Source organism: Noviherbaspirillum autotrophicum, assembly GCF_000818395.1.
In the GTDB taxonomy this organism is placed as follows: Bacteria; Pseudomonadota; Gammaproteobacteria; order Burkholderiales; family Burkholderiaceae_D; genus Noviherbaspirillum; species Noviherbaspirillum autotrophicum.
Genome location: NZ_JWJG01000028.1, coordinates 3,180,761 through 3,204,907 on the forward strand (window position 1 = coordinate 3,180,761; position 24,147 = coordinate 3,204,907).

Annotated in this window: 24 protein-coding genes; 1 reads left to right on the top strand and 23 read right to left on the bottom strand. The window is 60.9% G+C overall.

Going from position 1 to position 24,147, the window contains the following annotated elements; translation table 11 throughout:
* Positions 1–14: 14 nt before the first annotated feature.
* The 9 genes from TSA66_RS15940 to TSA66_RS15980 all read right to left on the bottom strand — a co-directional run bounded on the left by TSA66_RS15940 (position 15) and on the right by TSA66_RS15980 (position 10,245).
* Complete coding sequence (locus TSA66_RS15940; RefSeq protein ID WP_040040709.1) at positions 15–2,402, bottom strand: 3-hydroxyacyl-CoA dehydrogenase/enoyl-CoA hydratase family protein; 2,388 nt, start codon at positions 2,400–2,402, stop codon at positions 15–17.
* A gap of 89 nt (positions 2,403–2,491) precedes the next feature.
* Positions 2,492–4,282 (bottom strand): acyl-CoA dehydrogenase C-terminal domain-containing protein, encoded by a 1,791-nt coding sequence (locus TSA66_RS15945; RefSeq protein WP_040040710.1) that lies wholly within the window; start codon positions 4,280–4,282, stop codon positions 2,492–2,494.
* A 27-nt stretch (positions 4,283–4,309) separates the two neighbouring features.
* Positions 4,310–4,966, bottom strand: a complete 657-nt coding sequence (locus TSA66_RS15950; protein WP_040042671.1) for a TetR/AcrR family transcriptional regulator — start codon at positions 4,964–4,966, stop codon at positions 4,310–4,312.
* A gap of 201 nt (positions 4,967–5,167) precedes the next feature.
* Positions 5,168–5,554: an RNA-binding S4 domain-containing protein gene (locus TSA66_RS15955; RefSeq protein WP_040040711.1), complete on the bottom strand. Its 387-nt coding sequence runs from the start codon at positions 5,552–5,554 to the stop codon at positions 5,168–5,170.
* A 294-nt stretch (positions 5,555–5,848) separates the two neighbouring features.
* On the bottom strand, positions 5,849–6,631 hold the full coding sequence (locus TSA66_RS15960) for a ferritin-like domain-containing protein (protein ID WP_232429483.1): 783 nt from the start codon (positions 6,629–6,631) through the stop codon (positions 5,849–5,851).
* Positions 6,632–6,657: 26 nt separating this feature from the next.
* Positions 6,658–7,827, bottom strand: coding sequence for a hypothetical protein (locus tag TSA66_RS15965; RefSeq protein WP_040040712.1), 1,170 nt, complete (start codon positions 7,825–7,827; stop codon positions 6,658–6,660).
* 272 nt (positions 7,828–8,099) lie between these two features.
* Positions 8,100–8,510, bottom strand: coding sequence for a YybH family protein (locus TSA66_RS15970; RefSeq protein WP_040040713.1), 411 nt, complete (start codon positions 8,508–8,510; stop codon positions 8,100–8,102).
* A gap of 3 nt (positions 8,511–8,513) precedes the next feature.
* Positions 8,514–9,266: an SIR2 family NAD-dependent protein deacylase gene (locus TSA66_RS15975; RefSeq protein WP_040040714.1), complete on the bottom strand. Its 753-nt coding sequence runs from the start codon at positions 9,264–9,266 to the stop codon at positions 8,514–8,516.
* Between the two features lie 76 nt (positions 9,267–9,342).
* Complete coding sequence (locus TSA66_RS15980) at positions 9,343–10,245, bottom strand: DMT family transporter (RefSeq protein WP_040040715.1); 903 nt, start codon at positions 10,243–10,245, stop codon at positions 9,343–9,345.
* Positions 10,246–10,369: 124 nt separating this feature from the next.
* Between TSA66_RS15980 and gcvA the strand changes: the two genes are divergently transcribed.
* On the top strand, positions 10,370–11,278 hold the full coding sequence (gene gcvA, locus TSA66_RS15985; RefSeq protein ID WP_040040716.1) for a transcriptional regulator GcvA: 909 nt from the start codon (positions 10,370–10,372) through the stop codon (positions 11,276–11,278).
* A 4-nt stretch (positions 11,279–11,282) separates the two neighbouring features.
* Here gcvA and TSA66_RS15990 read toward each other — a convergent pair whose 3' ends face one another.
* From TSA66_RS15990 to TSA66_RS16055, 14 genes are all read right to left on the bottom strand, one after another.
* Positions 11,283–12,449 (bottom strand): phospholipase D-like domain-containing protein, encoded by a 1,167-nt coding sequence (locus tag TSA66_RS15990; protein ID WP_040040717.1) that lies wholly within the window; start codon positions 12,447–12,449, stop codon positions 11,283–11,285.
* 57 nt (positions 12,450–12,506) lie between these two features.
* Positions 12,507–13,301: an endonuclease/exonuclease/phosphatase family protein gene (locus tag TSA66_RS15995; protein ID WP_040040718.1), complete on the bottom strand. Its 795-nt coding sequence runs from the start codon at positions 13,299–13,301 to the stop codon at positions 12,507–12,509.
* 89 nt (positions 13,302–13,390) lie between these two features.
* Complete coding sequence (gene nudB, locus TSA66_RS16000; RefSeq protein WP_040040719.1) at positions 13,391–13,888, bottom strand: dihydroneopterin triphosphate diphosphatase; 498 nt, start codon at positions 13,886–13,888, stop codon at positions 13,391–13,393.
* A 108-nt stretch (positions 13,889–13,996) separates the two neighbouring features.
* The gene (gene aspS, locus TSA66_RS16005) at positions 13,997–15,802 is read right to left on the bottom strand and encodes an aspartate--tRNA ligase (RefSeq protein WP_040040720.1); all 1,806 of its coding nucleotides are present in this window, start codon (positions 15,800–15,802) and stop codon (positions 13,997–13,999) included.
* 86 nt (positions 15,803–15,888) lie between these two features.
* On the bottom strand, positions 15,889–16,524 hold the full coding sequence (locus TSA66_RS16010; protein ID WP_040040721.1) for a DUF502 domain-containing protein: 636 nt from the start codon (positions 16,522–16,524) through the stop codon (positions 15,889–15,891).
* Between the two features lie 45 nt (positions 16,525–16,569).
* Positions 16,570–16,866 (bottom strand): FmdB family zinc ribbon protein, encoded by a 297-nt coding sequence (locus TSA66_RS26305; protein WP_040040722.1) that lies wholly within the window; start codon positions 16,864–16,866, stop codon positions 16,570–16,572.
* 227 nt (positions 16,867–17,093) lie between these two features.
* Complete coding sequence (locus TSA66_RS16020; RefSeq protein ID WP_084199660.1) at positions 17,094–18,557, bottom strand: sodium:solute symporter family protein; 1,464 nt, start codon at positions 18,555–18,557, stop codon at positions 17,094–17,096.
* A gap of 112 nt (positions 18,558–18,669) precedes the next feature.
* On the bottom strand, positions 18,670–19,269 hold the full coding sequence (locus tag TSA66_RS16025; protein ID WP_040040723.1) for a methyltransferase: 600 nt from the start codon (positions 19,267–19,269) through the stop codon (positions 18,670–18,672).
* Between the two features lies 1 nt (position 19,270).
* Positions 19,271–20,848, bottom strand: a complete 1,578-nt coding sequence (gene ubiB / locus TSA66_RS16030) for a ubiquinone biosynthesis regulatory protein kinase UbiB (RefSeq protein WP_040040724.1) — start codon at positions 20,846–20,848, stop codon at positions 19,271–19,273.
* Positions 20,849–20,860: 12 nt separating this feature from the next.
* Positions 20,861–21,439, bottom strand: coding sequence for a ubiquinone biosynthesis accessory factor UbiJ (locus tag TSA66_RS16035; RefSeq protein ID WP_052452378.1), 579 nt, complete (start codon positions 21,437–21,439; stop codon positions 20,861–20,863).
* Positions 21,440–21,507: 68 nt separating this feature from the next.
* Complete coding sequence (locus TSA66_RS16040) at positions 21,508–22,404, bottom strand: Tim44 domain-containing protein (RefSeq protein ID WP_040040725.1); 897 nt, start codon at positions 22,402–22,404, stop codon at positions 21,508–21,510.
* Positions 22,405–22,418: 14 nt separating this feature from the next.
* Entirely contained in the window at positions 22,419–23,153 is a 735-nt protein-coding gene (ubiE, locus tag TSA66_RS16045; protein ID WP_040040726.1) for a bifunctional demethylmenaquinone methyltransferase/2-methoxy-6-polyprenyl-1,4-benzoquinol methylase UbiE, read from the bottom strand.
* Between the two features lie 129 nt (positions 23,154–23,282).
* Positions 23,283–23,705, bottom strand: a complete 423-nt coding sequence (locus TSA66_RS16050) for a gamma-butyrobetaine hydroxylase-like domain-containing protein (RefSeq protein ID WP_040040727.1) — start codon at positions 23,703–23,705, stop codon at positions 23,283–23,285.
* A 2-nt stretch (positions 23,706–23,707) separates the two neighbouring features.
* Complete coding sequence (locus tag TSA66_RS16055) at positions 23,708–24,145, bottom strand: HIT family protein (protein ID WP_040040728.1); 438 nt, start codon at positions 24,143–24,145, stop codon at positions 23,708–23,710.
* Positions 24,146–24,147 lie beyond the last annotated feature (2 nt).

Below are 24,147 nucleotides of genomic sequence, written 5' to 3' on the forward strand. Positions count from 1 at the left end.
GTGTAAATGCGCGATTAGTTACGGACGGGTTTACCGGTCTGCATCATGCCCATGATGCGCTCTTGCGTCTTCGGATTGTTCAGCAATTCCACGAAGGCCTTGCGCTCGAGGTCGAGCAGCCACTGTTCGCTCACCAGGCTGCCCTGGTTGATATCGCCACCGGAAACAACTTCTGCAATCATCGCGCCCAGCTTGAAGTCGTGCGCGGAGATGAAGCCGCCGTCCCGCATGTTGACCAGCTGCGCCATGATGGTGCCCAGGCCGTAGCGACCCGCGACCGGAATCAGCTTCTGTGCCGGAGCGCGATAGCCTGCGTCGAACATGGCGCGTGCTTCCACCTTCGCTACGTGCAGCAGCTCGTACGAATTGAACACGATGGTGTCGGTTTGCTTCAGGTAGCCCATCTGCTGCGCTTCCAGTGCGGACTTCGACACGTTCGCGGTCGCCGCGTTGGTGAAGTAGACCTTCAGGAATTGCAGCAGGTCGTTGCCCTTCGCATCGTTGGCCGCACGCACAGCTGCTTCCTTCAGGCCGCCGCCCGCCGGTACCAGGCCCACCCCCACTTCCACGAGGCCGATGTAGGATTCGATCGACGCAACACGCTTGGCAGCGTGCAGCATCAGTTCGCAACCACCGCCCAGCGCCAGGCCGGCAACAGCAGCCACCACCGGGATATTCGCGTACTTCAGGCGCATGAATGCGTTCTGCAGTTTGGACACTTCCGGGTCGATTGCTTTTGCGCCACCAGCCATGAATGCCGGCAGCATCGACTGCAGGTCGGCACCGGCGGAGAATGCTCCGCCTTCCGCCGCATCGGCATTCCACAGCACCAGGCCCTTGAAGTTCTTCTCGGCTTCTTCGACCGCCTTGTTGATACCGGCAACCACGCCCGGCCCGATGACGTGCATCTTGGTCTTGGTCGACAGGATCAGCACGTCGTCGTTCTGGTGCCACAGGCGTACGGAATCGTCTTCGAAGACGGTGGTGCCAGCGGTGGAACCATCAGCTGAGCCTTCGCCCAGGACCGGTGCACGGAATGCCTGGCGCTGATAGACCAGCAGGTTCGAACGCGGCACGTAGGCCTTCTTGGCTGGCGACCAGGATCCTTCAGCGGTATGTACACCGGTGCGGCCGTCAAACACCCACTGCGGCAGCGGCGTGTTGCAGATTGCCTTGCCAGCGTCGATGTCTTCCTGCACCCAGGTCGCGATCTGCTGCCAGCCAGCTGCCTGCCAGGTTTCGAACGGGCCGGTCTTCCAGCCAAAGCCCCAGCGCAGCGCGAAGTCGACGTCGCGTGCATTGTCGGCGATCGATTCAAGATGGATAGCGATGTAGTGGAATGCGTCGCGGAAGATCGCCCACAGGAACTGGCCTTGCGGGTTGGTCGATTCGCGCAGCGCCTTCATCTTCTTGGCCGGATCCTTTTCCTTCAGGATGCGCGCGATGATGTCATCAGCCTTGGCGCCGCCCGGCACGTAGTCATTCTTGGCGGAGTCGAAGCGCAGGATGTCCTTGCCAACCTTCTTGTAGAAACCGGCGCCGCTCTTCTGGCCCAGTGCACCGGCACCGATCAGCTTGGCGACCACGTCCGGGGTCTTGTAGAGTGCAGCGAACGGATCGTTCTTCAGGTTGTCTTCCATGGTCTTGATCACGTGACCCATGGTGTCCAGGCCGACCACGTCGGCGGTACGGAAGGTGCCCGATTTGGCGCGGCCCAGCTTGGAGCCCGTCAGATCGTCGACCACGTCGCAGGAAAGGCCGAACTTCTCGGCTTCATGGATGGTGGCCAGCATGCCGAAGATGCCGACGCGGTTGGCGACGAAGTTCGGGGTGTCGAAGCAGCGGACCACGCCCTTGCCCAGCGTGGAAGCGAGGAAGCCTTCGAGCTGGTCGAGGATTTCCGGACGGGTGGACACGGTCGGGATCAGTTCGACTAGGTGCATGTAGCGCGGCGGGTTGAAGAAGTGCACGCCGCAGAAACGCGCTTTGAGTTCGGCGTCGAAACCTTCGGACAGCGCAGTGATCGACAGGCCGGACGTGTTGGAAGCGAAGATGGCGTTCGGAGCGATGTGCGGAGCGACCTTCTTGTACAGGTCGTGTTTCCAGTCCATGCGCTCGGCGATCGCTTCGATGATCAGGTCGCAGCCCGCGAGCACGTCGAGGTTGTCTTCGTAGTTGGCGACCTGGATCAGCGCAGCGTCTTCCTTGTTGCCCAGCGGCGCCGGGCTGAGCTTTTTCAGGTTTTCGATGGCGCGCAGCACGATGCCGTTCTTCGGGCCTTCCTTGGCAGGCAGGTCGAACAGCACGACAGGCACTTTAGCATTGACGCAGTGGGCGGCAATCTGCGCACCCATCACGCCTGCGCCGAGCACGGCGACTTTTTTGACGATGAAATTTGACATGATTTAACCTTTATTTGCTGCCATTAAGGTGACGGAGCCCGAGGAGAGTCGGAACTGACTATCCAAGGAGCTCCGTGGCTATTTTTTTCTTAGAACAGGTCTGCTTCGAGAGCCATCAGGTTGGCGGAACCGGCGCGTGCCTGGCGGATCAACATGGCGGTTTCAGGCAGCAGACGGGCAAAATAGAAGCGCGCGGTTGCCAGTTTCGCCTTGTAGAAGTTGTCGCCGGAGTCCTGCTTTTCCAGCGCGATCTTCGCCATTTGCGCAAAGAAGTAGGCGAAAACCATGTGGCCGACGACGCGCAGGTAAGGCACTGCGGCTGCGCCGACTTCGTCCGGGTTCTGGAAGGCCTTCATGCCGATTTCCATCGTCAGCTTGCCGACCTTGTCGCCAATGTCGCCCAGCGGGGTGATGAATTCGGACAGAGCCTCATTGGTGCCGTTCTCTTCGACGAACGCCTTGACCTTGTCGCCGAACTTGCGCAGCTTAGCACCGTTATCCATCAGGATCTTGCGGCCCAACAAATCGAGCGATTGAATCGTGTTGGTGCCTTCGTAGATCATGTTGATGCGAGCATCGCGCACATACTGCTCCATGCCCCACTCGGAGATGAAACCATGGCCGCCATAGACCTGCATCGCTTCAGACGTGGCGATCCAGCCGTTATCGGTCAGGAAGGCCTTGATGATCGGGGTCAGCAGTGCGACTTCGTCAGCGGCATCCTTGCGCACCTGCTCATCCGGGTGATTGAGTTCACGGTCGATCTGCAGCGCGACATACGAGGAGAATGCGCGACCGCCTTCTGCGTATGCACGAGCAGTCAACAGCATGCGGCGCACATCCGGGTGCACGATGATCGGGTCAGCCGCCTTTTCCGGCGCCTTCGGGCCGGTCAGGCTGCGCATCTGCAGACGGTCTTTGGCGTACGTCACGGCGTTCTGGTACGCGACTTCGGTCAGGCCGAGCGACTGCATGCCGACGCCCAGACGTGCAGCGTTCATCATCACGAACATTGCGTTCAGGCCCTTGTTCGGCTCGCCGATCAGCCAGCCGGTTGCGCCATCCAGGTTCATCTGGCAGGTGGAGTTGCCGTGGATGCCCATCTTCTCTTCGATTGCGCCGCAGAAGATGTTGTTGCGCGGGCCGACCGAACCGTCCGCATTCGGAATGTACTTCGGCACCAGGAACAGCGAGATACCCTTGGTGCCCGACGGTGCTTCCGGCAAGCGTGCCAACACCAGGTGAAGGATGTTGGACGACATTTCATGCTCGCCTGCGGAAATGAAGATCTTGCCGCCAGTGATCTTGTAAGAGCCGTCAGCCTGCGGCTCAGCCTTGGTGCGCAAGAGACCCAAGTCGGTGCCGCAGTGCGGTTCGGTCAGGCACATGGTGCCGGTCCATTCGCCGGACACCAGCTTCGGCAGGTACATCGCCTTCTGTTCCGGAGTGCCGTGCTCGTGCAGGCACTCGTACGCGCCGTGCGACAGGCCGGGGTACATGGTCCATGCCTGGTTGGACGAGTTCAGCATTTCGTAGAACGAATTGTTGATCACGATCGGCAGGCCCTGGCCGCCGAATTCCGGATCGCAGGACAGCGCAGGCCAGCCCGCTTCCACGTACTGCTGGTAGGCTTCCTTGAACCCAGTCGGTGTCTTCACGACGTGGGTTTCCTTGTCCAGCTGGCAGCCTTCGCGGTCGCCCGAGTGGTTCAGCGGGAACAGCACTTGGGAAGTGAACTTGCCCCCCTCTTCCAGCACCTGGTTGATGATGTCCTTGTCAATCTCTGCGTGCTTCGGCAGTTGTTTGAACTCATCTTCCACCTTGAGCAGCTCGTGCAACACGAACTGCATATCACGCAATGGAGCGACGTATTGACCCATGGTTTTTCTCCTGACGGCTAATTGGATTTAAGCTGACTTTCTGGCAGCGGTTTTGGGGTTCTGTTTTGCAGCCGGCTTGGTGCTTCCGGAAGGCTGCGGGTTTTGGTAACTCTCTATCAAACGTTCGAACCCGACTTCGGCGCGATTCACGCTGCCGGGCAACTTCAGGAAACGTGCGTCGTGATGCAGGGCCAGAATCAAACCGTACATCTCGAAGACCAGCTGGTCGGGATCTGTTTCTTCGGACAGGTGCCCCATTTCGATGGTCTGTACCACACAGCGCCGCAATGCGTTTTTCCAAGCGCGCACCATGCCGGCGAGTTCTTCGCGGATGGCCCCCGGACGATCGTCATATTCCACCGCGCCGCTGATATAAATGCAGCCGGAGGCGATTTCGACCGATACTCGCTTAACCCAGCGCGCAAACATCGTTTGCAGGCGAGGCAAGCCGCGCGGCTCTTTCATGCTTGGATAGAACACTTCCTGTTCGAAGTGATGGTGGTACAGTTTGACGACCTCGATCTGCAAGTCTTCGCGGGAACCGAAGTGCGCAAATACCCCCGACTTGCTCATGTTCATCTTGTCTGCAAGCAGACCGATGGTCAATCCTTCCAGTCCATCACGGCTGGCCAGATCAAGAGCCACATCGAGAATCGCGGCGCGAGTAAGCTCACCTTTGCGCATGAATTTGGTCGGCGAGTCAGTCGAGTTGGTAGCCAAGGTAGTGCCCTATCAAAGTTTCAAAATTCGCACGGCATTACTGAAGCGAACGCTCGTACTATTATCCACCGCAGTATAAATGTCAAACGAGAACTTAGAGGGGCGATTCTAGTCGTGAGGTACAGCAAAGACGCTGCAAACTCGCGTGTTTTTGTGGCTTTTCTGTCAGTACGACGACTTGTCGATCTGTCGTCTGTCGCGCTTGGTTGGCCGTCCCTTGATTGCCTCGCCGGGCTCTCTGAAAAATTTTCGTTGTTCTGCTTTGGCTTGCCGTCGAGCGATGCTTGCTTCAGTTTCTGTATAGAGAGTTTGCGCAACCGTTGCCGATCCGCGTTTTTCGGCGAGGTCCTGCACGACTACTTCCCATTCGGTCGAACCGTTGTCGATATCGAGCGTGTCACCGATCTTCAGGCTGCGCGCCGGTTTCACGCGCTCTCCGTTCAGGCGCACCTTGCCGCCGTCGACGGCATCAGTGGCAAGCGTGCGCGTTTTGAAGAAACGCGCAGCCCATAACCACTTGTCAATACGCAGGGAATCGGAAGGGGCGGCCATGGAGAGGATCAAGCGGGAGGTAGCGGTGAATGCATCTGTCTATTTCTACAATACCCTCTATTTTATAGTCTGACCGTGCTTTTTCTACCATTGGCGTAATAAAACTGCGTTGACTCCTTTGAGGGGCAAAGGCAGCAGTACATTGTCGCAGTGGAGAACATTAACGTTTCAACAAGAATCAAAAGAAAATTTATAGATAACACAACAGAACTGGGAGTGGGTGTGCGGAGCGCCGCGCTGGCGCACTCCTGACTGCGCCCGCCCGGACAGATCAACGGGCGGGGCCAGGCATGCTCAATGTATTTGCGAGGGATTGGCGTCGCCGATGTCGTCGATGCTGGCACCGGCCGATATCGCCTTGCCGATCGTCGCTTCCTCGAACCACTGCTGCACGCGCTGCAAGTGAGTGCGCTCTTCGGCCAGCGCGACATTGAAATCGGTGACCATTGCACTCTGGTTATGGTCCTGTGCCAATGCGATCAGCATTTCCCATCCGGCCTGGTCGGCCAACTCAGCCACCAGGATCGCATGCAGCGACTGCGCAATCGTGGTGCGCGGATCGCACACGGCCTGCATCAGGCCCATCGATTCCACGCCCACCAGGTCGGCGCACGGCGTCTGCGAGGTCGGATCGCCGCCGATCGATTCGATCGCCTCGCCCACGATGGCGAAATGCCGCGCCTCGTCCTGCCGGATCTGCTGCAAGTCGGCCAGCGTCATACTGGTCGATTCATCCTGCGTCGCTTCGAACTTGGTGATCAGCGCGTCGTACAGGCGCGTGCCGGTACGCTCGAATGCCAGCCGCTCGCCCAGTTTGTCGAGCAACAGCTGCGGCTGGTGGCCGCTCAGCGCCGATATGCCCGTGGCGATCGCACCCTTGATGGTGCCGGGGATGGGCACTGATCCGAGCGGCTCGGCGCTGGTGATATAGGTGCTGCGCATTTCCGCCAGCGCCGTATCGTCGCCGGGGGTCGCTGGCGTCATCGATGCCGGCACCGGCGATTGCATCGAACCGGCATCGAACGGCGACATGTGCAAGCCGGTACGGTTCATGCCAATGTGAGTCTGCTCTTTCATAACTGCTCCTTGTCCTTGTCCATGCCTCAAACGGCGACGGCGACCTTGCGGTTCAGCTCGGTACCCGGCGACCAGATATAGCCAGCCGCGACCGTTTCGCTCGGCGATCCGTCGGAATTGAGATGGGTGCGATAGTCGATCGATGCCTGGCTTTCCTGCGCCTGGTCGACGAACTTGGTGCCGTTGGCGCGCAGGTTGACTTCCTGCGCCAGCACCTGCCGCACGAAGTCGCGCTGGCTGGCAAACTGGATCGGCTCGGGCAAGTCGCCCGGGAACAGTTCGGCCGGATCGCGCTTTTCATGCTGCTTGAACAGTTCGGCCACATGATGGAAATGGCCCAGCTCGTAATCGAGGAAGCGTTCCCAGATCGCCTTGACGCGCGGGTTGGTCTCCTGCTGCACGCAACTGTAGTAGTTGTAGACTTCCATCGCTTCATGCAGCAGCCATTGCTCCAGCAGCGATTCTTCCGGATTGATCAGCGAGCCGTACTGGGTGACATGCTGTTCCTCGATGGACGCGATTTCCGCATAGAGCTGGCGGGCGACCGGATCGGCGAACTGCGGGCCGATATTCATGTAATAGTCGTGCGTCTGGAATTCGCTGGCCGTGATCGTCAATGCATGCAGCTTGGTCAGCGGCGCCGCGTCGCGGCCATAGGGGTCGCGCAGATCGTCCTGCGGTGCGCGGTGCTCCTCGACCGTCGGACGCCCCGGCAAGATATCGGTGTAGCTCTGCAGGATGTTATTGGCATCCTTGCCTTCCAGCCGGTCGAGCAGCGCCGAATAGCGGTACAAGTGATCGAAGTCTTCCAGCAAGCCGAAGCGGTAGGTCTGTGCAATATAGGGATCGGGCTCGCGCTGCGCCACTGCCGCAGTCACTTCGATCGCAACCTGTTCATATGCAATGGTAGTTTCCAGAGGTGAATGATCGGAACCGAGCAGCCAGTTGATCATGGTTGCCTGGTGCTGCTCGGTGCGCCGGATTTGCGCCAGCGACAGGCGCAGTTCGCGGCTCATGCGGGCGGCGAGATGCTGGAAGCGCAATGCATCGTTTTCGAGTCCATTCATCAGGATGATGCGCACGCGGGTAAATGCATCATCGTCGAGTTTGCTGATGGGCTTGCCGACCATGTCGCGCCAGGTGAATCGCTGCTGGTCGGGCGAGTAGCCCTTCGCGCTGAATAAGTTCAGGGACATTGGGTGCTCCTTTTCATCGAACCAAGATTGGTCCGCGCAACGTCAGGAGGGGAATACCGGCAATGCGTCCAAGAACAAATGCAAAGCCCCGCCGGCTGACGCAACGCGAAGCTGGCGACTGTCGCAACTTCTGTGCCGAGCACGCCATGCCTGGATGCATTGCGGGGCAAACCAAAACCGCCTGCGGGAACGATGCGGGAAGATAATGACGAGGTGCGCGCGGCGCGCAGTTTTTACAATGCCGGGCGTAAGGCTTACAGCCGTGCGCAGGATCACATGCTGCCTGCCGGCGCTGGTTCGGGCATCAGCATGTTGGCGTCGCGTACGATGACCCAGTTGCCGCCGGCTTGTTTTTGAAGGAAGGAAAGTGCATCGCCCGAGCGGCGCATCGGCAAGCCTGTTTTGGTGGGCGTGATGGTCACCGTCAGATGCGTCCAGCAGTAGGCGGAATCGCCGACCACGCGCACTTCCCTGACCTCGCTGCGGGCATCGATACGGTAATGCTGCAGCCCCTTTTCAAATACCGCCATGAAGGCATCCCGGCCGCGCAGCGGCGCCTGGCACGGCGTCAGGAAAACGACGTCGTCGGCCATCAGCAGGCGCAAGCGCTCGACGTCGCCGTCGGCGGAGGCTTCGATCCAGCTTGCGATCAGGTTGCGGATGGCTTGTTCATCATCGTGCATCGCTCAGGCTCCCTCTCCGTTTCCCGGCCATGCCGCGCACAGCAGTTGCGGCACGATGTCGCCAGCCTTGCCGCGCAAGACATGGCGCGCGAATCCGTCATGCATGGTGGCTTCCGGATTGATCTGGATGACAACCCGCCCGCACGACTGCGCATAGCGCGGCAGGCTGGCGGCCGGCTCGACCAGGCTGGACGTGCCGATGCAGAAGAAAACATCCGCATGCTCGGACAGGTCCGCCGCGCGGTGCCATGCCGGCGCCGTCAGGGATTCGCCGAACCAGACCACGCCCGGGCGCAGCATCCCGTCGCAATGGGCGCAGCGCGGCGGAATATCTGAGGTTGGCGTCGTCAGGACGGCCGGCTTCCGGCATTGGAAGCAGAAGTTGTTCCAGATATTGCCATGCAATTCGATGACATCAGTGCTGCCAGCCCGGTGATGCAAGCCGTCGACGTTCTGGGTAATCATGGTAACGCGCGGGACCAGCCGCTCGAGCGCGGCGATAGCCAGATGTGCCGCATTGGGCTGCAGGTTGCGCATGAGGTCGCGGCGCCATTCGTACCATTTCCAGACGGTGGCGGGGTCGCGCCGGAACGCTTCCGGCGTGGCCAGGTCTTCGGCCCGGAAGTTGGCCCACAATCCAGTCTGCGCATCACGAAAGGTTGGAATGCCGCTCTCGGCAGAGACGCCTGCGCCAGTAAATACGGCAATGTGACGTGCGCCACGCAGCTTGTCCAGCAAGTCAGGATCAAAATGCATCGCCGCACCGGGAAGGAAATGTGGAGTTATCCAGTATAACGCCAGAGTTCCGCCGCCGGAACGGCAAGGGCGTGCCCTATTCGGCGCAGGCGCCGGCCGGTGTAGCTGCCGGCTCGTTGCCCGCCTGCGCGCGCGGGCGCTGCGCCAGCATGACGACCGCCAGCAATACCATGGCACCGCCGACGAGCTGATTGAGGCTGACCGATTCGCCCAGAAAGGCGACACCGAGACAGATCGTGATCACCGGCTCCAGTGTCGAAATGATCGATGCCTTGGACGCCCCGATGTACTTGATGCCGATGAGGAAAGTCCCGATCGCGATTACCGTGGAAAACAGCGCAATCGCGCCCACGGCCAGCCATGCGGCAACGCCGCCGGGCAGCGCCGAATTCCCGGCCGCCGCGAACATGCCATTACCGACGGCCGCCGATGCCATCACGACCAGCGTTGCCGCCAGCGGGTCGGCGTGTTGCGTCAGGCGCCCGCCGATCACGATATACACTGAATAAATGCAGGCAGCCAGGATGCCGAGCGCAATTCCGAATGGCTGTCCCTGGAGATCGCCGCCCAGCGTGATGGCCAGGCCAGCGATCGCCAGCACCAGCAGGGTCAAGGTGCGACGGTCCAGTTTCTCCCAGCCAAACGCCACTGCGAACAAGGTCACCAATACCGGGTAGATATACAAAAGCAAGCCGACCAGGCCGCTGCTGGCATACACGAGCGCCGTGAAATAGCTTTGCGACTGCGCCGTGTAAAGCGCGCCCATGAGCACAAAGCCGGCCAGCGCCCGTCCGCGCGGCAACGGCAGCCGCTTGAACCAGACCAGCGGCGCCAGGATCGCCACCGCCAGCAGGAAGCGCAAGGCCAGCAGCATGGAGGGCGTGACGCCGGCCGCATAGGCAATCTTGGCAAACAGGGCGATGCTGCCAAAACCGAGGGCGGACAGCAGGACGAGGACGACGGCAAATTGGCGGGACATGGTCAGGTCGGATCAAGAGCAAATCAAATTGGGGGTAACCCAGTGTATTTGACTTGTCTTCGCAAGAACAAACCAATATTCTTGCTGGATAGCCCCAAATATTTTAGGCCTTCCATTTTCCCCCATGCTCAGCCGCCTGCCTCCCCTGCCCGCCGTGCGCGCTTTCGAAGCAGCCGCCCGCCTCGGCGGCTTTCAAAGCGCAGGAGAAGAACTGCATGTTTCCGCCGGCGCTGTCGCCCACCAAGTGAAACAATTGGAAAGCTGGCTGGGCGTGTCGCTGTTTCAGCGCCTGCCGCGCGGCGTGACGCTCACGCCGGCCGGCCGGCAATATGCGGCAGCGCTGCAACCGCTGCTGACGAGCCTGGCCGAAGTCTCGGATGCCGTCAGGCGCCAGGGCGACGAACGGGTGGTGACGGTCACCTCGGTGCCGTCGCTGGTGGCGCGCTGGCTGATGCCGCGCCTGGGGCGCCTGCGCGAACAGCACCCGGAGATCGACATGCGCGTGCTCGCCTCGCTGCATCCGGTCGATTTTGTGCGCGAAGGCGTGGATGTCGCCATCCGCCTTGGGCGCGGCCCCTACCCGGGCTTGCAGGCGGACCTGCTGCTGGAAGAATGGTTTTCGGCGGTATGCAGCCCGGCTTTCAAGGCGACGGCGCCCGAGCTGCGCACGCCGGCCGACCTGCTGCGCTATCCGCTGCTGCACGACGAAGTGGAAATGCGCATTCCGGACGAAATCTCCTGGGCGCGCTGGTTCAAGGAATTCGGTATTACGTATACCGGCGGCACCCGGCCGAGCTTTTCGCATACCTACCTGACGCTGGAAGCGGTGGCCAACGGCCAGGGTGTGGCGATCGCGGCCGAGCCATTCATCGCCGAGGATCTGCGCAGCGGCAAACTGGTGCGTCTGTTCGAGCAGCGCGTGCCGGGGCCTTACCGCTTTCATCTGCTGCGCCTGCCCGAGGCCGAAGCGCGGCCGGCGGTCAAGGCGTTCTGCGACTGGATCAAGGCGGAAGCGCAGGCCGAGCGCGGCTGATAGATCAGTCCTCGTATTTGCCGGCGGCGATGATGCGCAACACGCTGCGGTAAAACAGATAGGCGGCGCCGTACCACATGCGCTTGTACCAGGGGATGTTCGCGTAATCCTTGAGGCGGACCTCGATGCCGTCGGCCACGCCGTGCTCGATATGGCTGCGCAAGTTGTGCACAAAGCCTGCATCGCGGATCACCACGTTGGCCTCCTGGTTCACCAGCAAACTGAGCCCATCCCAGTTGCTGGAACCGACCGTCGCCCAGTCGTCGTCGACAACGGCGACCTTGCCGTGCAATTGCGTCTTGCGGTATTCGACCACCTTCACGCCGCTCTTGAGCAGCTTTGGATAGAGCGAGTGCGCCACGGCGTCCTGGATGCGGAACTGGCCGACGCCCAGCAGCAAGGTCACCTCCACGCCGCGCAACGCGGCCTGGGCCAGCGCGCGCCGCAGTTTGCGGCCCGGCGCGAAATACGGCGTGACTAGGAACGCGCTCTTGCGCGCGCCGCCGAGCGCCTTCAGGTAAGACTTCTGGATCGTGTGCCGGTTGCGCAGGTTGTCGCGCACCACGAGCGCGGCCACCATCGGATTTTCGTGGCGCTGCATGGCGATGAGCCACTTGTCGCGAAACTTTTCCCAGCGATAGCGCAGGTTCAGGCCGCCCAGCAGCATCCACTGCATCTCGACTTCCAAGTGGATGTGCGCGACCAGCGGCCCGGCAATCTGCACTGCGAAGTCCCAGCGCGGCGCGGGCAGGATCACGTCATAGTCGAAATCGCAGCGCAAGTCATAGTTGATATTGAGGCCCCCGAGGAAAGCCAGCTCGCGGTCGACGACGCAAATCTTGCGGTGCAGCCGCGTGATGCCGCGGCGGAACCAGGAATTGAAGATGCGGTGATTGACATGCCCCAGCCGGAATTCCTGGTTCAGCAGAACGCACTGGCGGTGTCCCGTGCCGAGCCAGTCGGTGATCACGTTGACCGTCACGCCGCGGGCGGCTGCGCGCATGAGCGCAGCCTTGACCTCGTCGCCGGTTTCATCGGCGGCGAAGATATAGGTTTCCAGGTAGATTTCAGTTTTTGCCGCATCGACCGCGGCGATCAGCGCGGGGAAAAATTCGGCGCCGGAATGCAGCAGGGTGATGTTGTTATCGCCGGTAAAGAGTACCGAATGCATAGAACCTGACAAGGACGACGTTGCCATTCATTCTACATCGTCAGGTCGGCATACCCGTCACTTAAGCTCCAGGGAAGCGACGATCGGCGCATGATCGGACAGTTTCGCCCACAGCGGGCCGTGCAGCACTTGTGCCGCCTGCACCCTGAAACCGCGCACATAAATGCGGTCCAGCCGCAGCCAGGGCAAGGCCGCCGGAAAGGTGCGCGCCGGCTTGGTCATCACACCGCGCCCGCTGAGCATGCGCAGATAGGTGCCGAATCCACGGCTGGGCAAATCCTGGTCGAACACTTCGGTCACGCCGAGCCGGGCGCGCAGCGAATCGCTTAGCTGGTTAGTCCAGTCGTTGAAGTCGCCGGCGATGATGAGCGGCGCATCGGGCGGCGACGACGCCTCCACGGCGTCGATCAGCGCCGCGGTCTGCCGCTTTCTGCTGCGCGCGAACAGGCCGAGATGGATCACGTAGCAATGCACGTCGCACTGCTCCGTCTTGACCACACAATGCAGGATGCCGCGCGCCTCGAACGCGTGATCGGAGACATCCTGGTTGGTGGCGGTCACCAACGGGAAGCGGCTCAGCAGCGCATTGCCGTGATGACCATGATCATAGACGGCATTCATGCCATATGCCGCATAGTGCGAATCACCGGCGAGGAACTGATGCTGCCCTTGGTCCGGCCACAGCGCCGCATGCCGGGTCGCATACTTGTCGTGGCGCCCCTGGACTTCCTGCAAAAACAGAATGTCCGCCTCCATCGACACCAGTGCCTGCTTCAGCCCATGAATGCGCGGCATGCTGCCCAGGGTGCTGACCCCCTTATGGATGTTGTACGTCGCAATGCGAAGTTTCATGGCCTGATTTTAGACGCTATGCAACGAGGATAAAAGGAAGGATTTCAGCTCAGGAACGGCGGCTTCCCAAAACTTATCCTCAGACAATTTCAATAGCTGCATACATGTCGCGGCAACTGCAGGATGGCTTCCGCATTGGATGGCGAGAAACAATGATCAGCCGCCGCCCGGTACGGCAGCCACATATGATTAAGATGTTCGCGCGGTGCCAGTGTGATCGGGATATCGCGCGGCACCTGCAAGCCGAACACATGCTCCACGTTCCTGGTCACGCCCGGCGCGTAACGATGGCGCCAGACTGGATAGATTTCATAGACATTGGAAAGTTGCCAGTCGCGCAAATTATCCAGGGCGACTTCCGTCGGCTTCAGCGTCGCATCGGGAGGACATTCGACAACCCGAATCCCGGTTTCCTCGAACACCTCGCGCCTTGCGGTTTGCGGCAAGGGTTCATCCAAGGCATCCTTGGAACCGGTCACCGATTGCCAGTAGCCGGGCTTGTCGGCGCGCTCGATCAGCAACACGTCGAGCGCCGGGCTATAAATGACGACCAGGACGGATTCAGGAATCTTGAAAGGCTTGTTCATTCGTCATGCATGCAATGGCTAAAACCTCGGGAACCAAGCCATGATCATACCTGCTCAAAAGCAAAAAGGCGCCGGAAGCGCCTTTTTGCTTTGTCGGGAACGGCGAGCTTACGCCTTGGCTGCCGGTTCCACGTTACGCAAGCGGATGTGCAGCTCGCGCAACTGCTTCTCGTCGACTTCCGACGGAGCCTGGGTCAGCAGGCACTGTGCACGCTGCGTCTTCGGGAACGCAATCACGTCGCGGATCGACTCGGCGCCGGTCATCATGGTGACGATGCGGTCCAGGCCGAATGCGAGGCCGCCGTGCGGCGGCGCGCCGTATTGCAGCGCGTCGAGCAGGAAGCCGAACTTGAGCTGCGCTTCTTCGGCATCGATCTTGAGCGCACGGAACACCTTGCTCTGCACTTCTGCGCGATGAATACGGACCGAGCCGCCACCCAGCTCCCAGCCGTTCAGCACCATGTCGTACGCCTTGGCCAGCGCCTTGCCCGGATCGGATTCCAGCAAGTCTTCATGACCGTCCTTCGGCGACGTGAACGGATGGTGCGCGGCGACGTAACGCTGGCCGTCTTCGTCATATTCGAACATCGGGAAGTCGATCACCCACAGCGGCTTCCAGCTGTCCTCGAACAAGCCGTTCTTCTTGCCGAAGTCGCTGTGGCCGATCTTCACGCGCAAGGCGCCGATCGCATCGTTGACAACCTTGGACTTGTCGGCGCCGAAGAAAATCAGATCGCCGTCCTGCGCACCGGTCTTCTCGATGATCGCCGCCAGCGCCGCGTCGTGGAGGTTCTTGACGATCGGGGACTGCAGGCCGTCACGGCCCTTGGCCTTTTCATTGACCTTGATGTAAGCCAGCCCCTTGGCGCCGTAGATCGCGACAAACTGGGTGTAGGCATCGATCTCGGAGCGCGGCATCGCGCCGCCGCCCGGCACGCGCAGGCCGACCACGCGTCCGCCTTCCATGGTGGCCGCTGCCGAGAACACCTTGAAGTCGACATCCTTCATCACGTCGGTCAGTTCGGTGAACTGCAGCTTGACCCGCATGTCGGGCTTGTCGGAGCCGTACAGGCCCATCGCTTCCGAATATTGCATGACCGGGAACGGATTCGGCAGGTCGATGTCGAGCGTGTTCTTGAACACGCCGCGGATCATGCCTTCGAACAGGTCACGGATTTCCTGCTCGCCCATGAACGAGGTTTCGCAGTCGATCTGCGTGAATTCCGGCTGGCGGTCGGCGCGCAAGTCTTCGTCGCGGAAGCACTTGGTGATCTGGTAGTAACGGTCGAAGTTGGCGACCATCAGCAACTGCTTGAACAGCTGCGGCGACTGCGGCAGCGCAAAGAAGTTGCCCGGGTTGACGCGCGACGGCACTAGGTAGTCGCGTGCACCTTCCGGCGTCGACTTGGTCAGCATCGGCGTTTCGATGTCGATGAAGCCGTTCGCGTCGAGGAACTTGCGCACTTCCATCGTCACCTTGTAGCGCAGGCGCAGGTTGTTCTGCATCTGCGGGCGGCGCAAATCGAGCACGCGGTGCGTCAGACGGGTGGTTTCGGACAGGTTGTCGTCATCGAGCTGGAACGGCGGCGTGACCGAAGGATTGAGCACTTCGATCTGCTGGCACAGCACTTCGATCTTGCCGGACTTGAGGTTGGCGTTGGCGGTGCCTTCCGGGCGGTTGCGGACCAGGCCGGTGATGCGCAGGCAGAACTCGTTGCGCACGGCTTCCGCGGTCTTGAACACATCGGCGCGGTCCGGATCGCACACCACTTGCACCAGGCCTTCGCGGTCGCGCAGGTCGATGAAGATCACGCCGCCGTGATCGCGACGACGATGCACCCAGCCGCACACGCTGACGGTTTGACCGAGAAGCGCCTCAGTGACGAGGCCGCAATAATGAGTTCGCATTGACATGTTCAGTTTCCAGGTTTCAGATTCTTTGTAATGCTTCCACCACCTGTGACAGGCAGGGATGGAAGCCGGATATTAGACTGCCGTGATCAGGAATTGGGTGGAACCGCCTTCAGATTGGCTGACGCGGACGACGCTTGTTCAGGCGCAACCACTCCCATCGAAACAATATATTTCAAGGCCGCATCGACGCTCATATCGAGCTCGATGGTGTCCGCCTTCGGCATCATCAAGAAGAAACCGGAGGTGGGATTCGGCGTGGTCGGCACATATACGCTGACATAATCGCCGCGCAGATGGTTCTTCACGTCGCCGCCGGGCATGCCCGTCAAGAACGCAATCGTCCACGATCCTTCGCGCGGATACTGCACCAGCAGCGCCTTGCGGAAGGCATTGCCGGACGATGAAAACAGCGTGTCGGATACCTGCTTGACGCTGGAATAAATCGAGTTCACGACGGGAATGCGGCGCAGCAGCGCTTCCCACCAGTCGACCAGGCGCTTGCCGATGAAATTGCGCGTCAACAGACCGGTCAGGAACACGAACAGCACCGTCAGTACGGCGCCGACGCCGGGCACATGAACGCCCAACAGCGCCCCCGGCCGCCACTTCTCTGGCAGCAGCAACAGCGACTGATCCATCGTGCCGATGACGAGGTTGAGCACCCACAGCGTGATGGCCAGTGGAACGAGAATCAGCAAGCCGGTGACGAAATATTTACGCATGGTCTTCGTGAACGAGAGGCGTTCGCAGCGCCTCTCTGATGTCGATTAAGCAGCCGACTTGGTGTCGGAGGCGCCGCAGCTCGCGCCGCACCCGGTACCGCAGGAAGCGCTCTCACTGGCCGGCGCGGGAGTGCTCGCCGGCGACGCGGTACTGCCGCCGCCGTTCTTGAAATCGGTGGCATACCAGCCCGTGCCTTTCAACTGAAAGCCAGCCGCGGTAAGCTGCTTCTTGAATGTACTCTTTTCGCACGACGGGCACTCGGTCAACGGCGCGTCAGAGACTTTTTGCAATACATCTTTCGTAAAACCACATGTTTCGCAGCGATATGCATAAATCGGCATAGGAAACCCTCGCAAAAATCATCCAAAACCCTGAATTATAAAGGTTTTTCGCCAGCTTTTGCGCCAATGCACATTTAGAAGCGTATGCCACTCGGGATCGCCCACCGCAACGACGTCCGGAGGCCCGGACGGCGCCTTGCTCATCCGGCCACGCCGTTCAACAGCAGGCATCCCGGCCGGGAATTGGAGCGCCATCTTACATCTTACCTCCAAGAAACTTCCGTGTCTTACGCGTGCAAGCCCGTGACCGGCTGGCGCGGTTCATGGCGGTTCTTCAGTACCTGCGGCATGAGCGATCCCAGGACCATGCCGCAGAAGGCGGCGATCAGTCCGGCTAACTGCCCCGGAAACTGTTCACTCAGGCTTGTAACTTGCGGGAAGAAAAGAATCCAGGTACCGACGCCGGCGCCAAGCGAAAAAATCGCTCCCTGCGTCGTCGCGCGCCGCCAGTACAGCCCCATCACGAGCGGCACGAAAGCACCGACCAAGGTCACCTGATAAGCGGCCGACACCAGCTCATAGATCGACGTCCCCTTCATGGCAATAGCGTAGGTCAGCACGAGCATGGCGAACACGACAAGCGTGCAACGCATGGCGAACAACTGCTGCCGGTCGCTCATGTGCGGGCGCAGGTTTTTCAGGATGTTTTCGACGAAGCTGGTGGAAGGCGCCAGTAGCGTGGCCGAAGACGTGCTCTTGATGGCCGACAGCAGCGCGCCAAAGAAAAAGATTTGCATCACGAGCGGCATCTTGGTCATGATGAAGGTGGGCAGCAGGCGCTGATAATCGCTTTTCGCCAGATCGAGCGCGCCGTCGCCCATAACTACGACGGCGGAGGCGACGATGAACATCGGCACGAAGGCGAACAGAATGTAGCTCGCGCCGCCGATAATGGCGCCGGTGCGTGCGGTTGAAGCATCCTTGGCCGACATGACGCGCTGGAACACGTCCTGTTGCGGAATGCTGCCCAACATCATCGTCAATCCCGACCCGATGAAAAATACCGTGTCAGTGAAGGTCGGCTGCGGCAGGAATTTCCACAGATTGGACTGGGCCGCCAGCGTGAACACCTTGTCGGAACCGCCGGCCAGGTCGGCGGAGAAAAAGGCGATGACGCTTAGGCCAATCACCAGCACGATCATTTGAATGAAATCGGTCCACGCCACGGCCAGAAAACCGCCGATCACGACATAGACCAGCACGGCCAGGGTACCGACGATCATGCCGGCCGTCTCCGACATGGCGCCGTTTGTGAGCACCGAAAACACCAGGCCGAGCGCCGTGATCTGCGCCGCCACCCAGCCCAGGTAGCTCACGATGATCGCAACGGAACAAAACACTTCCACGCCCTTGCCGTAGCGCTGGCGATAGAAGTCGCCGATGGTCAGCAGGTTCTGCCGATACAGCCGGACGGCGAAGAACATGCCCACCAGGATCAGGCAGGTGCCGGCGCCGAACGGATCTTCGACGATGGCATTCAAGCCGCCCTGCACAAACCGCGCCGGAATGCCCATGACCGTTTCAGCACCAAACCAGGTGGCAAACGTCGTCGTTACGACCATGATCAGCGGCAGGCTGCGACCGGCCACGGCAAAGTCACTGGTATTGCGGATCCGCGTGCCCGCCCAAACGCCCAGCGCCAGCGTACCCAACAAGTACAGCACGACAAAGGAAATCAGCGTGTAGTTCATCGACGTATGCTCCGGGCGAAAAATCGGCTCATTATAATGAAGACTTTTTGTCGGTTAATGACTTTTCGTTGGCTGCATGAGCCTGGCCGCAGGCGGGATTACATCGGCAGAATCACGGCCGGCGGCGCCAAACCTGCCAACGCTCCTTGCCGGCAAAAACTGGAACGGAATCCGTGACCGCTTCGTCTGCAATGCGGTCGAAATGCGGCTTGAGCAGCGCTTCAAGCCCGCTCGGTGTCATGCCGAATGGCGGCCCCTTGGGCGCATCGTCAAAATAGAAGAACCCGGCCAACAGGCCGCCAGGCGCCAGCAACTCTGCCCAACGCGCGGCGACAGCCGGCCAGAGCCGGCGCGGCAAGGCGCAAAGGAAGGCGCGCTCGTAGATCAGATCGACCGGGCGGGGCGGCACAAATTCGAAGAAATCGGCCTGCACCACCCGCTCGCCCCAGCGCCCCAGCATGGCGCGCGCGGCGTCGACCGCCACCGGGGAAAAATCGATCGCGGTCACGTCCCATCCAGCCTCGGACAAATACGCCGCTTCATACGCGCTGCCGCAGCCGGGAATCAGCGTAGTGTATGGCCGTGCCGCCTGCGCAACAAATTGCCGCAGCGCGGCAGGCACGGCACCGAGATCCCATGGCGTGAAGCGCTGCGCGAAACGCTCGGACCAGAAATCCGATGCGGCTGGATCACGGGATGCGAATTCCGGCATGTCACCACCACATAAAGTGATACCAACGGTTCAGTATTTGCGCGGCGGCGATTCCCACGGCCAGGCCGCCGCCGAAATACACGCCAAAGCCCAGCAGCCGGTTGGTGCGCCGCTGCTCGGCGATCAGCTCTTTGAGCAGTTCGTTGTTTTGCCGCGGCGGCTGCTCTGCCTGGGCCTGCAACGCCTGATGAACCAGACGCGGCAACTGCGGAATTAGCTTGTTGTAGTGCGGCGCCTCTTCCTTCAGGCGAGCGACCAGACCGCGCCAGCCGATCTGCTCCTGCATCCAGCGCTCCAGATAGGGCTTGGCGGTTTTCCACAGGTCGAGGTCGGGGTCGAGCTGACGGCCCAGGCCTTCGATATTGAGCAGGGTTTTCTGCAGCAGCACCAGTTGCGGCTGAACTTCGACATTGAACCGGCGCGACGTCTGGAACAGGCGCAGGAGCACCTGGCCGAACGAAATGTCGCGCAGCGGGCGGTCGAAGATCGGTTCGCAGCAGGCGCGCACCGCAGACTCCAGCTCGTCGACCCGGGTTTCCCTGGGCGCCCAGCCCGATTCGATATGCGCCTCGGCCACGCGCTTGTAGTCGCGCCGGAAGAACGCCAGAAAATTCTGCGACAGGTAGTCCTTGTCATAGTCGGTCAGCGTGCCGACGATGCCGAAGTCGAGTGCGATATAGCGGCCGAAGGTGGCCGGGTCGGTTGACACCAGGATATTCCCCGGATGCATATCGGCATGGAAGAAGCCATCGCGGAACACCTGGGTGAAAAAGATTTCGACACCGTCGCGCGACAGCTTCTTGATGTCCACGCCTTCGGCAACCAGGCGGTCGATCTGCGAGATCGGGATGCCGCGCATGCGCTCCATCACGATCACCGAGGTCGAACAGTAGTCCCAGAACATCTCTGGCACGATCAGCAAGTCCGAGCCCATGAAGTTGCGCCGCAGTTGGCTGGCATTGGCCGCCTCGCGCATCAGGTCGAGCTCGTCATGCAGGTACTTGTCGAATTCGGCGACCACTTCCTTGGGCTTCAAGCGGCGGCCGTCGGCCCACAGGGCCTCGACCCAGCCAGAGGTGATCTTCATAAGAGCGATGTCGTCGTCGATCGAGCGCCGCATGCCGGGACGCAGTACCTTGACCGCGACTTCGGTGCCATCCTTGAGCGTGGCGAAATGCACCTGCGCGATCGAGGCCGAGGCCACCGGTTCGCGCTCGAAGCGGGCGAACAGCTGGTCCGGGTGGGCCCCGAGCGACTTCTTGATCTGCGCGATGGCGAGATTGGAGTCGAACGGCGGCACGCGATCCTGCAGCAATGCGAGTTCATCGGCGATATCGGCCGGCATCAGGTCGCGCCGGGTCGACAGCACCTGGCCGAACTTGACGAAGATCGGACCGAGCTCCTCCAGCGCCTGGCGCAGGCGCACGCCGCGCGGCTTTGAAATGTCACGCCAAAAGAATACCGCCGCGATGAACCTGGCGACGCGCGGCCGGGCCAGCCCCGCCATCGCGATATCGTCCCAGCCGTACTTGTATGCGACCCGGGCAATTTTCAGAACCCGCAAGAATTTGAAGAGCATTGGCGGCCTATCTCAGCGTCCGTTGAGGGTGAGTTTTTCGAGACGCTTGGCCAGGCGTTCGACGTCATCGCGCAGTTTCGACACTTCATCCGAAAAATCGGCAACCGCCTGCGGCCGCACCAATACCGGCTGCTCATCCAACAGGTATTCGGCCACGTTTTCCGCCAGCTTCTGCTGCGTCGATTTTGCCGCCTCCACCGCCGCCTTCACGCCTGCCACCACGCGGGTAGCGGGAATATCGCCGATCAGCCGTGCCAGGTCATCCTCGGCTTCCCAGCGCAGGCTCTGGCTCAGGCGCGAGATGGTATTGGCAAAATCGGCATCGCCCTCGATCTGCACGTACGAGAATGCGCGTTCGTGGTTTTGCATGATCAGCGGCAGGTCGGACATCTTCACGCGGATCGTCACGTTGGCCGCTTCGGCGGCCGGTGCCGCCTGCACCATGCCGTCGGCGGCGACTTTCAGCCGGACGGCGGTGAGGCCGCCGTCGAAATGGGCGATCTTGCCGGCGTGCCGGACAAGTTCGTTACGCGCCCATGCTTCCCGGGCCAGCAGGTGGTTGATCGTGGCGGAGACAGGAGTAGAGATCATGATGACAAAACAAAACCGCCCGTGGGATTCACGGGCGGTCCTAAGTTTACCAGTTTGCGCCAGCTTGCCTACGACAATTGTTGGATGCCGGCCAGTACCCAGCCGCCTTGGCCGGACAATGGTTTGGACAGGTTCCATATCTCGACGAACGGCGCGGCCGGCGCGTTTTCCGATTCCTTGATCATGCCGGAAAACCGCACGCTGGCCAGGTAGTCGCTGGCCGTTGTCTCGATGCCCAGCAGCTCCGCATCCAGCGACACCACGTCGGTGACATTGGGCGAGGCGCCGCGCTCCTGCAGCTGCAGGCGCAATTCGCCAAACATCTCGGGCGTCGTGAATTCGCGGATGTCGTTGATGTCGGCACGGTCCCAGGCCGCCTGCAGCCGGATGAAATATGTCTTGGCGTGACGCAGGAAAGCCGGCGCATCGAAGCCGGGCGGCACCTCCTGTGCGGCACCTGCGACCCGCTCGCCCTGGAAGGCCGCTGGCTGGTCCTGCTGCGCCAGGCGCGAACCGATTTCCGGCGTGCGCGGTGCCTGGTAGGCGCCGCCGGCATAGGCCGGCTCGCCATGCCCGCCATTCTTAGCGCGGAACAGGCGCATGAGAAGCACCACTGCCAGCACCAGCAAGCCGATCATCAGGACCGTGCCGATCAGCCCCGCCGCCGCGCCGCCCAGTCCGAAGTGGGATAGCAAGGCGCCGAGGCCAAGGCCGAGCAGCGTGCCGCCGAGAATATTGCGCCACGGGGTGGCCGGCTTCTGCGGCATGCTTTGCGGCGTATTCGATGGCGACGCCTGCCTTTGCTGGCTGTAATTCTGGTTCGATGGCGCGGGCGCCTGGCGGCTGTAACTCGGCGACTGCCGGCCAAACGAGCCGCCACCACCCAAGCGCTTTGCGTCAGCGTCGGAAACGACGACCGACATGGCACCCAATGCCAGCATCAATCCAATCAAAAAGCGTTTCATGCGACCTCCTGAGCCTACAGTTTGATTCCTGTATGCAGTGCGGCCACGCCGGCCGTCAGATTAAAGTACTCGACGCGCTCCAACCCAGCATCCTGCAGCATCTTTTTCAGGGTTTCCTGGTCGGGATGCATGCGGATCGATTCGGCCAGATAACGGTAGCTTTCCGAATCGTTCGCAATGCGCTTGCCCAGCCAGGGGAGCACGGAAAACGAATAAACGTCATACGGCTTTTGCAGCGGCTCCCACACCTTGGAAAACTCCAGCACCAGCAATTTGCCGCCCGGCTTGAGCACGCGCTGCATTTCCGAGAGCGCCACGTCCTTGTGCGTCATGTTGCGCAAGCCGAAGGCTACGGACACGCGATCGAAGTAATTGCTCGGGAACGGCAGTTTTTCCGCGTCACACAGCAAGGTGGGTGTCACCATGCCCTTGTTCAAGAGGCGGTCGCGGCCGACGCGCAGCATCGATTCGTTAATGTCGGTCAGCCAGACCTCGCCGGTCGGCCCCGCCTGCTTGGCGAACGCCTTGGCCAGGTCACCGGTGCCGCCCGCGATATCGAGCACCTTGAAGCCTGGCCGCACGCCGGCCTGGGCGATAGTAAATGTCTTCCACAGGCGATGCAGGCCGCCGGACATCAAGTCGTTCATCACGTCGTATTTCGATGCGACGGAGTGGAAAACCTGTGCAACCTTCTGCACCTTTTCTTCTTCGGGAACGGTTTGGTAACCGAAATGCGTGGTATTGGTCATGATGAAAGCCTGTTAGTCCAGGCGGCATTATACAAGTGCAGACAGAATGGCAAGCCTTACGTTCCCCGGACAAGGGAGAGATGACGGTTTCGCTTGCCTGGAATCAAGTTCAGGCAAGCGAAACGATCCTTAGTGATGTCCGCAGCCTTTCGCTGCCGACTCCATTGGCGCATCGCGCCCGGATTCGCGGGTAAATCCCGCTGTTTCCAGCCGCTTCAGGTAATCTTCCCAAAGCTGCGCCTGATGGGCGCCCAATGAGTGCAGATAATCCCACGTGTAGATGCCGGTATTATGGCCATCGGAAAAATGCGGCTGGATCGCATAGTTCCCGACCGGCTCCAGCGCAGTAAGCAGGACGTCGCGCTTGCCGGTTTGCAGCACTTCCTGTCCCGGGCCATGACCGCGCACTTCAGCCGAGGGCGAATAGACGCGCAAAAATTCGAACGGCAAGGAAAACGTTTCACCGGTGTCGAACGCGACTTCCAACATGCGCGATTTCGTGTGCGCCGTCAGCCCGGTCGGCGCCGGCGCCATCTTCTTGGAATCAGTCATCGTCACAGCAGCGATCCTTCAAAACGCGCCAGTATCGCTTCGCGCAGCTTCGGCACCAGCGCCCGGCGCTTTGTCAGGTCGGCTGACGCCGGCGTGCGCCTGACCTCGCCCCAGATCGGATTGGGGAAATGTGCATCGTCCTCGTAGCGCGGAATCACATGCCAGTGCACATGCGGCGTGACATTACCGAGGCTGGCGACGTTGATCTTGTCCGGGCGCATCACCTCGCGCACGGCTTCCTCAACTTGCCAGACAGCGGCGATCAGGATTGCGCGCTCGGCCGTCGACAGGTCTGTCATTTCCCGCACATGGGCATTCCAGATCACGCGACAAAAGCCGGGGTAATGCTCGTCGTCCACCAGCACGATGCGGTAATTGTCATCCCGGTAGACGACGTCGCCGCCGGGATGGATGCACAGTTCGCAGGATTGTTTTGGCATGG